General features: G+C 64.1%; 10 protein-coding genes and 4 tRNA genes. 12 read left to right on the plus strand and 2 right to left on the minus strand.

What is annotated here, in order from left to right; genetic code table 11:
• Window positions 1-59: 59 nt before the first annotated feature.
• From K5H97_RS08670 to K5H97_RS08710, 9 genes are all read left to right on the plus strand, one after another.
• Entirely contained in the window at window positions 60-614 is a 555-nt protein-coding gene (locus K5H97_RS08670; protein WP_028690442.1) for a CvpA family protein, read from the plus strand.
• 42 nt (window positions 615-656) lie between these two features.
• Window positions 657-2162, plus strand: a complete 1506-nt coding sequence (gene purF / locus K5H97_RS08675) for an amidophosphoribosyltransferase (RefSeq protein WP_028690443.1) — start codon at window positions 657-659, stop codon at window positions 2160-2162.
• A gap of 15 nt (window positions 2163-2177) precedes the next feature.
• A complete protein-coding gene (locus K5H97_RS08680; RefSeq protein ID WP_028690444.1) occupies window positions 2178-3389 on the plus strand; it encodes an O-succinylhomoserine sulfhydrylase in 1212 nt (403 codons plus the stop codon).
• Window positions 3386-4159 (plus strand): SDR family oxidoreductase, encoded by a 774-nt coding sequence (locus tag K5H97_RS08685; RefSeq protein WP_028690445.1) that lies wholly within the window; start codon window positions 3386-3388, stop codon window positions 4157-4159. The genes K5H97_RS08680 and K5H97_RS08685 overlap by 4 nt, the downstream gene beginning before the upstream one ends.
• Before the next feature lie 260 nt (window positions 4160-4419).
• Window positions 4420-4495 (plus strand) — tRNA-Val (locus tag K5H97_RS08690).
• A 79-nt stretch (window positions 4496-4574) separates the two neighbouring features.
• Window positions 4575-4651: transfer RNA gene (locus tag K5H97_RS08695), tRNA-Asp, on the plus strand.
• Between the two features lie 83 nt (window positions 4652-4734).
• Window positions 4735-4811 (plus strand) — tRNA-Asp (locus K5H97_RS08700).
• Window positions 4812-4952: 141 nt separating this feature from the next.
• A tRNA-Asp gene (locus K5H97_RS08705) sits at window positions 4953-5029 on the plus strand.
• Between the two features lie 196 nt (window positions 5030-5225).
• Window positions 5226-6089, plus strand: coding sequence for a DUF2242 domain-containing protein (locus K5H97_RS08710; RefSeq protein WP_028690446.1), 864 nt, complete (start codon window positions 5226-5228; stop codon window positions 6087-6089).
• Between the two features lie 204 nt (window positions 6090-6293).
• On the opposite strand, the gene K5H97_RS08715 is transcribed toward K5H97_RS08710, so the two are convergent.
• Both K5H97_RS08715 and K5H97_RS08720 read right to left on the minus strand, forming a co-directional pair.
• Window positions 6294-7334, minus strand: a complete 1041-nt coding sequence (locus K5H97_RS08715; RefSeq protein WP_028690447.1) for an AraC family transcriptional regulator — start codon at window positions 7332-7334, stop codon at window positions 6294-6296.
• A 4-nt stretch (window positions 7335-7338) separates the two neighbouring features.
• Window positions 7339-8457: a nitrilase-related carbon-nitrogen hydrolase gene (locus K5H97_RS08720; protein ID WP_028690448.1), complete on the minus strand. Its 1119-nt coding sequence runs from the start codon at window positions 8455-8457 to the stop codon at window positions 7339-7341.
• Between the two features lie 206 nt (window positions 8458-8663).
• Here K5H97_RS08720 and K5H97_RS08725 point away from each other — a divergent pair, with 206 nt between their 5' ends.
• From K5H97_RS08725 to K5H97_RS08735, 3 genes are all read left to right on the plus strand, one after another.
• Window positions 8664-10700, plus strand: a complete 2037-nt coding sequence (locus K5H97_RS08725) for an NADPH-dependent 2,4-dienoyl-CoA reductase (protein ID WP_028690449.1) — start codon at window positions 8664-8666, stop codon at window positions 10698-10700.
• A 388-nt stretch (window positions 10701-11088) separates the two neighbouring features.
• Window positions 11089-12531 (plus strand): aminotransferase-like domain-containing protein, encoded by a 1443-nt coding sequence (locus tag K5H97_RS08730; protein ID WP_028690450.1) that lies wholly within the window; start codon window positions 11089-11091, stop codon window positions 12529-12531.
• Between the two features lie 62 nt (window positions 12532-12593).
• The gene (locus tag K5H97_RS08735; protein ID WP_028690451.1) at window positions 12594-13064 is read left to right on the plus strand and encodes a hypothetical protein; all 471 of its coding nucleotides are present in this window, start codon (window positions 12594-12596) and stop codon (window positions 13062-13064) included.
• Window positions 13065-13105 lie beyond the last annotated feature (41 nt).

The raw sequence follows: 13105 nt of genomic DNA on the forward strand, positions 1-13105 counted from the left end.
TACCCCAAGCCCCCTTGCTCTGGTAAAATGCGCCGCCTCAAACGTCGGCAGGCAACACCGTGGCATTTACCTGGGTTGATTGGGCGATCATCGCGATCGTCGCCATTTCATCACTGATCAGTCTCAAGCGCGGCTTCGTCAAGGAAGCCTTGTCCCTGCTCATCTGGATTGTCGCCGGTGCGGTGGCCTGGATGTTCGGCGGGTCGCTTTCGCAGTACCTTGAAAGCTATATCCAGACGCCGTCCGCGCGAGTCATCGCCGGCTGCGCGATTCTTTTCGTCGCCACGCTACTGGTCGGGGCGATGCTCAATTTCCTCATCGGCGAGCTGATCCGCGTGACCGGGCTGTCCGGTACCGATCGCTTCCTCGGCATGGCCTTCGGCGCCGCGCGCGGGGGCTTGCTGGTGGTGGTGGCGGTCGGGCTGTTGAGCCTGGGGCCGGTGCAACAGGATCCGTGGTGGCAGGAATCGCGCCTGATACCACAATTTCTATTGGTAGCCGACTGGTCGAAGAACCTCATACTCGGGTTCACCGGCCAGTGGATGTCCAGTGGGGTCAGCGCACCCGTTGACCTTCCGTTCAAGGAGCAGCTGCTCGGGCCGACCAAGCCGTGAGCGCTCTTCACTCAAGTTTCATCAAAGTAGGGGTTGCGTCGCATGTGTGGCATCGTCGGTATCGTCGGTAAGTCGAACGTCAATCAGGCGCTGTATGACGCGCTAACCGTGCTCCAGCACCGCGGCCAGGACGCTGCCGGTATCGTGACCAGCCACGATGGCCGGTTGTTCCTGCGCAAGGATAACGGCCTGGTGCGCGACGTTTTCCAGCAGCGCCACATGCAGCGTCTGGTCGGCAGCATCGGCATCGGTCACGTGCGTTACCCGACCGCCGGCAGCTCCACCTCGGCCGAGGCGCAGCCGTTCTACGTCAACTCGCCGTACGGCATCACCCTGGCGCACAACGGCAACCTGACCAACGTCGAGCAGTTGGCCAAGGAGATCTACGAGTCCGACCTGCGTCACGTCAACACCAACTCCGACTCCGAAGTGCTGCTGAACGTGTTCGCCCATGAACTGGCCGTGCGCGGCAAGCTGCAACCGACCGAGGAAGACGTGTTCGCCGCGGTTTCCCACGTGCACAGCCGCTGCGTCGGCGGCTACGCGGTGGTGGCGATGATCACCGGCTACGGCATCGTCGGCTTCCGCGACCCCAACGGCATCCGTCCGGTGGTGTTCGGCCAGCGTCACACCGACGAAGGCGTCGAGTACATGATCGCTTCGGAAAGCGTGGCCTTGGACGTGCTCGGCTTCACCCTGATCCGAGACCTGGCGCCGGGCGAGGCGGTGTACATCACCGAAGGTGGCCAGCTGTTCACCAAGCAGTGCGCCGAGAGCCCGAAACTGCAGCCGTGCATCTTCGAGCACGTCTACCTGGCCCGCCCTGATTCGATCATGGACGGCGTCTCGGTGTACAAGGCGCGCCTGCGCATGGGCGAGAAGCTGGCCGAGAAGATCCAGCGCGAGCGCCCGGACCACGACATCGACGTGGTCATCCCGATCCCCGACACCAGCCGCACCGCGGCGCTGGAACTGGCCAACCATCTGGGCGTCAAGTTCCGCGAAGGCTTCGTCAAGAACCGCTACATTGGGCGGACCTTCATCATGCCCGGCCAGGCCGCGCGCAAGAAATCGGTACGCCAGAAGCTCAACGCCATCGAGCTGGAGTTCCGCGGCAAGAACGTGATGCTGGTGGACGACTCGATCGTGCGCGGCACCACCTGCAAGCAGATCATCCAGATGGCCCGCGAGGCCGGCGCCAAGAACGTCTACTTCTGCTCCGCGGCCCCCGCGGTGCGCTACCCCAACGTCTACGGCATCGACATGCCGAGCGCTCATGAGCTGATCGCCCACAACCGTACCACCGAGCAGGTGGCCGAGTTGATCGGCGCCGACTGGCTGATCTACCAGGACCTCCCGGACCTGATCGAATCGGTTGGTGGCGGCAAGATCAAGATCGAGCATTTCGATTGCGCGGTGTTCAACGGTGAGTATGTCACCGGCGATATCGACGAAGCCTACCTCGATCGCATCGAGCAGGCCCGTAACGACCTGGCCAAGGTGAAGAACCAGGCGGTCAGCGCGATCATCGACCTGTACAACAACTGATTTGGGAGCGACGGCATGACCGATCAATGGGATGCCGGTCGACTGGACAGTGACCTCGAGGGTGTCGGTTTCGACACCCTGGCGGTGCGCGCCGGTCAGAACCGTACACCGGAGGCCGAGCACAGCGAAGCGCTGTTCCTGACCTCCAGCTATGTCTTCCGCACGGCCGCCGATGCCGCCGCGCGCTTTGCCGGCGAAACGCCGGGCAACGTCTATTCGCGCTACACCAACCCGACCGTGCGTGCCTTCGAGGAGCGCCTGGCGGCCATGGAAGGCGCCGAGCAGGCCGTGGCCACCTCCACCGGCATGGCGGCGATCCTCGCCGTGGTCATGTCGCTGTGCAGCGCTGGCGACCATGTGCTGGTGTCGCAGAGCGTATTCGGCTCGACCATCAGCCTGTTCGAGAAGTACTTCAAGCGTTTCGGCGTGCAGGTGGACTACGTGCCGCTGGTCGACCTGAACGGCTGGGAAAAGGCCATCAAGGCCAACACCAAGCTGCTGGTCGTCGAGTCGCCGTCCAACCCGTTGGCCGAACTGGTGGACATCACCGCACTGGCCGAGATCGCCCATGCCCGTGGCGCCATGCTGGTGGTGGACAACTGCTTCAGCACTCCGGCCTTGCAGCAACCGCTCAAGCTCGGCGCCGACATCGTGTTCCACTCGGCGACCAAGTTCATCGACGGCCAGGGCCGTTGCATGGGCGGCGTGGTGGCCGGACGCAGCGAGCAGATGAAGGAAGTGGTGGGCTTTCTGCGCACCGCCGGCCCGACCCTCAGCCCGTTCAACGCCTGGGTCTTCACCAAGGGCCTGGAGACCCTCAAGCTGCGCATGCGCGCCCACTGCGAGAGCGCCCAGGCGCTGGCCGAGTGGCTCGAGCAGCAGGACGGCATCGAGAAGGTCCACTATGCCGGCCTGCCGAGCCATCCGCAGCATGAACTGGCCAAGCGCCAGATGAGCGGCTTCGGCGCGGTGGTCAGCTTCGAGGTCAAGGGTGGCAAGGAAGGCGCCTGGCGTTTCATCGACGCCACCCGGGTGATCTCCATCACCACCAACCTCGGCGACAGCAAAACCACCATCGCCCACCCGGCCACCACCTCCCACGGACGTCTGACGCCACAGGAGCGCGAGGCGGCGGGTATCCGTGACAGCCTGGTGCGCGTGGCGGTTGGCCTGGAAGACGTGGCCGACCTGCAAGCCGATCTGGCCCGCGGCCTGGCGGCGCTGTGATCGACTGGAAGAGTGGCGAACCCGGCCATAACGGCCGGGTAGCCCTGGTAACCGGTGCCGCCCGCGGCATCGGCCTGGGCATCGCCGCCTGGTTGATCTGCGAGGGGTGGCAGGTGGTGCTCAGCGATCTTGATCGCCCGCGCGGCACCAAGGTCGCCAAGGCCCTGGGCGATAACGCCTGGTTCATCACCATGGACGTGGCCGACGAGGCCCAGGTCAGTGCCGGGGTGTCCGAGGTGCTCGGGCAGTTCGGCCGGCTGGATGCGCTGGTGTGCAACGCGGCGATCGCCAATCCGCACAACCAGATCCTGGAAAGCCTGTCCCTGGCTCAATGGAACCGGGTACTGGCAGTCAACCTCAATGGCCCGATGCTGCTGGCCAAGCATTGCGCACCTTACCTGCGCGCCCATGGCGGCGCGATCGTCAACCTGACCTCCACCCGCGCCCGGCAGTCCGAGCCGGACACCGAGGCCTATGCCGCCAGCAAGGGTGGCCTGGTCGCCTTGACCCACGCCCTGGCCATGAGCCTGGGGCCGGAGATCCGCGTCAATGCGGTGAGCCCGGGCTGGATCGATGCCCGTGACCCTTCGCAGCGACGCGCCGAGCCTTTGACCGAGGCCGACCATGCCCAGCATCCGACGGGCAGGGTAGGGACGGTCGAGGATGTGGCTGCGCTGGTGGCGTGGTTGCTGTCGCGTCAGGCGGGGTTTGTCACTGGCCAGGAGTTCGTGGTCGATGGTGGGATGACCCGCAAGATGATCTACAACTGAGCTGTAACCTGTTGAGATGTAAGAGAAAGGGGCGATAGCCCCTTTTTTGTCGGTTGTGCCGGCCTTGTGGCGGCGCAAGCCCGCTCCCACGCTGTGAGCATCTGGTTGCAGGAGCGGGCCTGCCCCGCGATGAGGTCGGCAAGAGCAACCGGCTTTTTCGCCCTTTTTGAAAAAAACTTCAATGGGGGTATTGACTTAGCATCTGTACCTGCGTAAATTTCGCGGCCTCAGCGAAGCAAACGCAACAAGCAACATCGCGGGGGTGATTAGCTCAGCCGGGAGAGCATCTGCCTTACAAGCAGAGGGTCGGCGGTTCGATCCCGTCATCACCCACCACTTCCTGAGACGTTCCTGGTCCAGTGGTTTCGAAAGAAACACGTTGGCAGAGAGGAACAGGACGCAAGTCCAGCTATGCGCGGCGGTAGTTCAGTCGGTTAGAATACCGGCCTGTCACGCCGGGGGTCGCGGGTTCGAGTCCCGTCCGCCGCGCCATTTTTCTCCAGATGGGTGCTTGCACCGGTCTGAGGCCACAAGGCCAGATCCCAGTTTCAATCAGGCGCAAGCCTGAACGATACGCAGCGGTAGTTCAGTCGGTTAGAATACCGGCCTGTCACGCCGGGGGTCGCGGGTTCGAGTCCCGTCCGCTGCGCCATCTTCTGCCAAGAGCCCCATGAACGCTCAAGGCAAAACAGAAAAGGCGATATCAAAGTCGCTTTTTTTGTGCCTGGCTTTCGCGCAATAGCGCTTGAAAGCTCAGATCCCAGTTTCAATCGGGTGCAAGCCCGAACGATACGCAGCGGTAGTTCAGTCGGTTAGAATACCGGCCTGTCACGCCGGGGGTCGCGGGTTCGAGTCCCGTCCGCTGCGCCATCTTTGCCTCAAGGCCCTTTGAACACCTTGAAGCTACGAAAAAGCGACCTTAGGGTCGCTTTTTTCATTTCAGCGCCTTGCACGGTCACGGGCAAGGATTTACACCAAGCTGACAGAGTCTTCACCGATCAATGGTTTCAGCCACTGATCGATGTGTTGCACAATACGCCCCATTCGTTTCTTCCCGGAATTGGCAATGTCTAGATCAACCGTCTATGGCGCGCTCGGGCTGGCCCTCGTGCTGGCGGGTGTGTCCGGCTGTTCCTCGAAAAAGGCCGCCGTCTACGAGCACGAGAACTTCGATGACTCGGGCACCTTCTCCCGCAGTTTCGCCACCAGCGAGGCGGGCTCCTGCGAGGCGGCGCGGCGCGCGCTGCTCAGTCAGGGCTACATCATCACCAGCAGCGACGCCAATCAGGTCGCCGGCAACAAGAGCTTCCAGCAAAACGCCGAGAACCACTTGCAGATCAGCTTCAACATCACCTGCGTGCCGGACATGAGCGACAAACAGCGCTCGACCATGTTCGCCAACGCCCTGCAGGACCGCTACACCCTGAAGAAATCCAACACCTCCGCCAGTCTTGGCGTCGGTGTGCTGGGTTCGGTGTCGATGCCGATCGGCTCCACCGACGACTCCATGGTCAAGGTCGCCAGCGAGACGGTCACCGCCGCACAGTTCTACGACCGATACTTCGCCCTGGTGGAAAGCTACCTGCCGAAGCCGAAGAAGCCAGAGAAGACCGAACCTGCCGCCGAGCCAAAGGTGGAAAAACCGGCCGCCGACCTGGGCTTGCCGGAGCCTTCGCCCGCTGCCCTGGCGCCCGCGCCGCAGCCTGCCGCGCCGGTCGCCGAGAGCGTGGAAGAGGCTCCGGCCCCGACTCCGGTTGCCGCCGCGCCTGTCCCGGCTCCAGCGGCTCCCGTACCGGCCAGCGAAGCTCCGGCGGCCCCGATTGTGGACGATAGCAAGGGCTCGCAGCCCATCGCGCCGCCCGTCGAGCCAACTCCGATCCAGGTACAGCAGGACGCGCCGGCCGCAGAGCAGGCGCCGGCGCCACTCTGACGTGTCGATAACTTCCCGGGCGCCTGCTACGTTTATCGTTCATAGGGTTGTAATCATTCTGTCATTTCGCTGGCTTAGGTTGGCGCAATGACTGAAGAACGATGAATGAAGGGGCGTAAAGATGGACGATTATCAGGAAGAACTGCTCGAATTCCAGGCCTATGAACTGGACCTGCCAGAACCGGCCGACGACGCCACCGAGCTTTAACCCACCTGCCGCTGATGGCGGCGAAATTCCCCCGGTGTCAGCCCCGTCCAGCGCTTGAATGCGCGCTGGAAGGCCTCGGCCGAGGCGAACCCCAACAGATAGGCGATCTCGCCGAAGGCCAGCTCCGTGTCGCGGATATAGGTCTCGGCCAGATCGCGACGTGTGTCGTTGAGCAGGTTGCGAAAGCGCGTGCCTTCCTCGGCCAGTTTGCGGCGCAAGGTCCAGGTCGGCAGTTGCAGGTGTCGCGCCACTTCTTCCAGATCCGGCTCGCGCCCACCGTTCAGCAGTGGCCCCAGCAGGTGAGTGATGCGTTCGCCCAGGCTGCGCACGCGGGTGCGCTGGGCCAGTTCCGCCTCGCACAACTGCAGCAGGTGTTGCCAGGTGCTGGGGCAGTGCTGCGGGTTGGGCAGGGCCAGGGTGGCCTGGCTCAGGCGCAACTGGTTGGCCGTGGCGCCGAAATGCACCGGGCCTGCGCACAGGCTTTGGTACTGCGCGACGTAGGCGGGGGCGTCGAACTCGATTTCCAGGCGCTCGGCCTGCACCGGCCTGGCCGCCAGGGCGCCGAGCTGGGCCAGCCAGCCAGCGAGCAGGGAGTCGACCACGAAGCGGTTGTAGTCGTTGTAGGGGCTGATGGAGTAGAACCGCAGCCAGGCGCCCTGGGCGTCTTCGTGAAAGCTCGACTGGCCCCGGTAGTTGGCGGCATACAGTGGCTCAAAGCGCAGCAGGGTGCGGGCAGCGTCGCCGAGGGTCGGGGCCTGGGCGGCGGCGACGCCGGCGAGCCCGGCCTGGGCCAGGCGGCTCAGGCGGCCCATGTGCAGGCCTAGCGCTGGCTCGGCAGAAAGGGCAATAGCCGCGTGCCCCAGGTGCATGTAGCGCGGGATCGACAACCGCGCACCCGGCTCGGCCAGGCGCCTGGCGTCGAGGCCATAGCGCAGCAGCAGGGGGTGTGGATCGTGACCGAGTGCCGTCAGCGCCTCGGCCAGGGGCTGGACGAAACCTACCGACAGTTCACCCAGGCGTACGCGGGGGCGAGGCACGTCGTCACAGCCACAGGTTGAGCAGGCGCGCGCCGTGGCTGTCGTTGCCGACCCACAACATGCCGCCCTGGCTGGCGAAACCCTGCCCATCGCTGCCCAGCTCCCAGAACTGGCCGCGCATGAACACGCTCATGCTCGGGGTGCTGGCGTTGGCGGCCAGGGGCAGTTGCTGCCAGGCGCGCTGTTCGCTGACGGCTCCGCGCTGCAGGGGCAAATCGGCGGCCTGGGCCTGATGGCGGTTGCCACGCCAGGGCGCCTGCCAGCTCTGCTTGCCGCTGAGGAACACCGGATTGGCGACCAGCTGCACCGATTGTGCGGTCAGTTGCCGGTAGTTGGCGGGGTACCAGCTGTCGCTGCCGATCAGCACGCCCAAGCGTCCTGCGGGAGTCTGCAGTACCTGCAGCGGATGCTGCTGGCCGTCGTGGATGTAGCGCCGGCTTTCGCTGTCGGGGTACTGCTGGTGCTGGGGCTGCCCGAGCACCGAACCGTCGCTGGCGAATACCAGACTGCTGTTGTACAGCGGACCGTTGCCGATGCGCAGTACGCCGTTCTCCACATAGGGCGCGGGCAGGACGATGGAGCCGGCGACCAGGGTGATGCCAAACTCCCGGGCCAGGCTGCCGAACACCTGCTGGTAGTCGGCGGCCATCTGCGCGGCCTTCATGCGCAGGTGCGCGTCCGAGCGGCGATCGTCGCCGCTGGCGGCGAGCATCGCCAGGCCATAGCTCAGCGGGTTGCTCAGTTCCAGCCATTGCCAGGCCTCGTTGCGTCGGGTGACCTGGTACAGTTCGCGCTTCTCGCCCCGGGCCCACAACCATGTGCCAATGTGCTCCGGCAGCACCACCACGGTGCGCGGATTGACCAGGCCTTGGGCGCGGGCTTGTTCCAGGTAGGCTGAGAGCTTGCGGTGCAGGCGTGTGAGGTTCTGGTAGTCCCCCGGATACAGCAGCGGCTCGACACCCAGCAAGTTGCCGTGCTCGCCCGGCACGCCCTGGTTGAGGGCCAGCTCGATGCGCAGATCGGACAGGTAGTGACCTTCTGGACGCTGCAGGGTCCAGAAGCCGTAGCCGCAGAGGGCGGCAAGGATGACCAGCGCCAGGGCGCCGGCTAGCAGTTTTCGCATGGAGCGGTCCAGCACTGGGCAGTAGGAGTGCCCTAGGGTAGTCCTGCTGTACAGCAGGATCAATAAGTTGTCAGTTTCGATCATTGAGCGTGTTCAAACGCCTGTTTAATGTCGACCCCAGACAAACGACGGGCCCCGCCACGCTGTTGTAGAGACCTGGTAGAGGCGCCCGCATTCCGTGATCACGCCACCTGTGGAGTCCATCCATGGCTACCGACCGTTACCCGCACCTGCTGGCCCCTCTCGACCTGGGCTTCACCACTCTGCGCAACCGCACCCTGATGGGCTCGATGCACACCGGCCTGGAGGAGCGCCCGGGCGGGTTCGAACGCATGGCCGCGTATTTCGCCGAACGCGCCCGTGGTGGCGTCGGGCTCATGGTCACCGGCGGCATCGCGCCCAACGATGAAGGCGGTGTGTATTCTGGCGCGGCCAAGCTCAGCACCGAGGAAGAGGCCGACAAGCATCGGATCGTCACCGAGGCGGTGCATGCCGCCGGTGGCAAGATCTGTCTGCAGATCCTCCACGCCGGGCGCTATGCCTACAGCCCGAAACAGGTGGCGCCCAGCGCCATCCAGGCGCCGATCAACCCGTTCAAGCCCAAGGAGCTGGACGAGGAGGGCATCGAGAAGCAGATCCGCGATTTCGTCACCTGCGCAAGCCTGGCCCTGCGCGCCGGCTATGATGGCGTCGAGATCATGGGGTCTGAAGGCTACTTCATCAACCAGTTCCTCGCCGCCCACACCAACCACCGCACCGACCGTTGGGGGGGCAGCTACGAGAACCGCATGCGACTGGCGGTTGAGATCGTGAGCCGGGTACGCGAAGCGGTGGGGCCGAACTTCATCATCATCTTCCGCCTGTCGATGCTCGACCTGGTCGAGGGCGGCAGCACCTGGGACGAGATCGAGCTGCTGGCCAAGGCCATCGAGCAGGCCGGCGCCACGTTGATCAACACGGGTATCGGCTGGCATGAGGCGCGCATCCCGACCATCGCCACCAAGGTGCCGCGCGCGGCGTTCAGCAAGGTCACCGCCAAGCTGCGCGGCGCGGTGAAAATCCCGCTGATCACCACCAACCGCATCAATACCCCGGAGGTGGCTGAGGCGGTGCTGGCGGAGGGCGATGCCGACATGGTCTCCATGGCCCGACCGTTCCTGGCCGATCCTGACTTCGTCAACAAGGCCGCTGCTGGCCGTGGCGACGAGATCAACACTTGCATCGGCTGCAACCAGGCCTGCCTGGACCACACCTTCGGCGGCAAGCTGACCAGCTGCCTGGTCAACCCGCGGGCTTGCCATGAGACCGAGCTCAACTACCTGCCGGTACGGGCAGTCAAGCGTATCGCGGTGGTCGGCGCTGGTCCTGCGGGCCTGGCAGCCGCCACCGTGGCCGCCGAGCGCGGTCATGAAGTGACGTTGTTCGATGCTGCCGCTGAGATCGGTGGGCAGTTCAACGTGGCCAAGCGCGTGCCGGGCAAGGAGGAGTTCTACGAGACCCTGCGTTATTTCCGCAACAAGGTGAAGTCCACGGGTGTCGACCTGCGCCTGAATACCCGTGTCGATGTGGCTGCGCTGGTGTCCGGCGAGTTCGACGAGATTATCCTGGCCACGGGCATCGCTCCGCGCACGCCGGCCATTCCCGGTATCGACAACGCCAAGGTGCTGAGCTACCTGGATGTGCTGCTGGAGCGCAAGCCGGTGGGCGAGCGGGTGGCGGTGATCGGTGCCGGTGGCATTGGTTTCGATGTGTCCGAGTACCTGGTGCACAAGGGCGTGGCCACCAGCCAGGACCGCGAGGCGTTCTGGAAGGAGTGGGGCATCGATACGCGTTTGGAGGCTCGTGGTGGTGTGGCCGGGATCAAGGCCGAGCCTCATGCGCCGGCGCGCCAGGTGTACCTGCTGCAGCGCAAGAAGACCAAGGTTGGCGACGGCCTGGGCAAGACCACCGGCTGGATTCATCGCACGGGGCTGAAGAACAAGCAGGTGCAGATGCTCAACAGCGTCGAGTACCTGAGCGTGGACGATGCTGGCCTGCATGTGCGGGTTGGCGAGGGCGAGCCGCAGTTGCTGGCGGTGGACAACATCGTCATCTGCGCTGGCCAGGATCCGCTGCGCGAGTTGCATGATGGCCTTGTTGCGGCCGGGCAGTCGGTGCACCTGATCGGTGGCGCTGACGTGGCGGCGGAGCTTGATGCCAAGCGGGCGATTAATCAAGGGTCGAGGTTGGCGGCGGAACTGTGATTGCTTGAATTGGTGATTAGCCAACTTTCACAGTTGAGGTGGTGATATACCTTTCCTGTGGAGGTTGGCTGTCAGTGAGTGACTGTAACTGAAGAAGCATTGCCAGTAGTCTCCACTTACTCCATGTATCCGGCAACGGCAACGGCAACGGCAACGGCAACGGCAACGGCAACGGCAACGGCAACGGCAACAGGCGACTAAGAACGACATCGCCATTCTGTGCGTTCGTCGGCGCGCCGACTCAAACATCGAGCGTTTCTCTGTCACGCAACTGTATTGTTGACTATTCTGCGATCTGTCCCAGTACACTTCGTAACTGTTACGGTATTCTGCCTCGGCAGTGAGTCGCACAAGAACAACGATCCCGTCCGCGCTTCGAGAACACGCCATGACCAACCTGCTGCTGTACCAGCGTATTGCCCAGCAACTGGCCGATGATATCCGTCGGGGTGTCTACCAGCCGGGTGAGCGGGTGCCGTCGGTACGCAAGATGAGCGCCCAGCTCAATGTCAGCCACGCCACCGTGCTGCAGGCCTATGCCAATCTCGAGGACCAGGGCCTGATCCGCGCCCGGCCGCAGTCGGGCTACTATGTCCACCAGACCCCGGCGCTGACGGCGCAGACCCCGGATATTGCCCGGGTCGAACGCCCCGGCCTGGTCACCCGGGCCAGCATCATCCAGCAGGTGCTGGTCGAGGCGCGGCGCGATGGCGTCTTCCCCTTCGGCGCGGCGGTACCCCATGTCGACTATCTGCCCGTACGCGCCCTGCACCAGCAGTTGGCCAAGGTGACGCGCTTCCATAGCCCGCGTGCCTTCAGCTACATGTTCAGCCCCGGCTTCGAGCCGTTGCGTCGGCAGATCGCCATCCGCATGCGCGATGCCGGTGTGCTGGTCGATCCCCGTGAAGTGGTGGTGACCCATGGTTGTGTCGATGCCCTGCAGATGGCGCTGCGGGTCCTGACCCGGCCGGGCGACCTGATCGCGGCCGAGTCGCCCACTTACTATGGGCTGTTGCAGCTGGCCGACCTGCTCGGGCTCAAGGTCATCGAGATCCCCAGCGATCCGTCTACCGGCATTAGCCTGGAGGCGCTGCAGTTGGCCGCCAATCAGTGGTCGATCAAGGCCCTGGTGCTGACGGCGCGGCTGAGCAATCCGCTGGGTGGCACCATTCCCGAAGAGCGGCAGAAGCAATTGCTGCGCCTGGCCTCGGATTTCGACATCCAGATCGTGGAGGACGATATCTACGGCGAGCTGATGTTCGAGCAGGGGCGCACCAAGGCGCTCAAGGCGTTCGATCGGTTGGATCGGGTGATCTACTGCTCGAGCTTCTCCAAGACCCTGTCGCCGGGGGTAAGGGTCGGCTGGATGATCGCTGGGCGCTATCAGGACGAGATCCAGCGCCTGCAGACCTTCACCACCCACTCGGCGTGCAGCGTCACGCAGATGGCGGTGGCGGCCTACCTGGAGAATGGTGGCTACGATCGGCATTTGCGCTTCATCCGACAGGAGTACCGCAAGAACCTCAGCGCTTACCAGCTGGCGGTGCAGCAGCACTTCCCGGAAGGCACGCAGATGACCCGGCCCACCGGTGGCTTCATTCTCTGGGTTAGTCTGCCGGGGCGGGTCAATACCCAGGAATTGCATGTGCGGGCGCTGGAGCAAGGCATTAGCATCGCCCCCGGGCTGATCTTCAGCAATACCGAGCAGTTCAACCACTGTATCCGCCTCAATTGCGGCATTCCCTGGAATCGCGAGGCAGAGCGTGCAGTGATGACGCTGGGCCTGCTGGCCCAGCAATTGTGCCGAGATCCGAACGGCGTGCTGTTGTAGGCTTGTCAGACGTGTCGGGAACAGGGAGCATACGCGTTTTACAGCTTGCGCTCCTGATGCCCATGAACCTGCTTCGCCCTCTCGTCATCGCCCTGTGTTTCGCCTTGCCCTGGCTGTCGGCCGGTGCGGTGCAGGCTGTCGAACCAGCAGCCAGGGCGCAGGGTGTGCACAAGCCGGCGAACAAAGCGTCCACCAAGGTCCCCGCCAAGCCGGTAGCCAAGGTCAAGCCCAAACCCAAACCCAAACCGAAGGCCAGGCCTGTCAGCAAGGCTGTCGCCAAGCCGCTGCCTCAGCCGAAGGTCGACCTGAGCCTGCCAAAGGACATGGTCAAGCATCTCGAGCCGGATCTCGGTGGCGGGCCGGTGGTGCGCAAGCCGCTGCTGCCCTCGATGTTCCCCACCAAGCCCGAATCCGACAGCAGTCCGTTCCAGCTCAACGGCCGGCTGATCAGCAACGAAATGCAGTTGCAGCTGCGCAACGACAGTCGGCGGGATGTGGAAGGCGCGGCCATCGAATTCGAATTCCGCAACTGACTGCCGGGTCACGGGTGATTTCATCCGCCCGGCAATTTCAA

The organism is Pseudomonas mosselii, from assembly GCF_019823065.1.
GTDB classification, from domain to species: Bacteria; Pseudomonadota; Gammaproteobacteria; order Pseudomonadales; family Pseudomonadaceae; genus Aquipseudomonas; species Aquipseudomonas mosselii.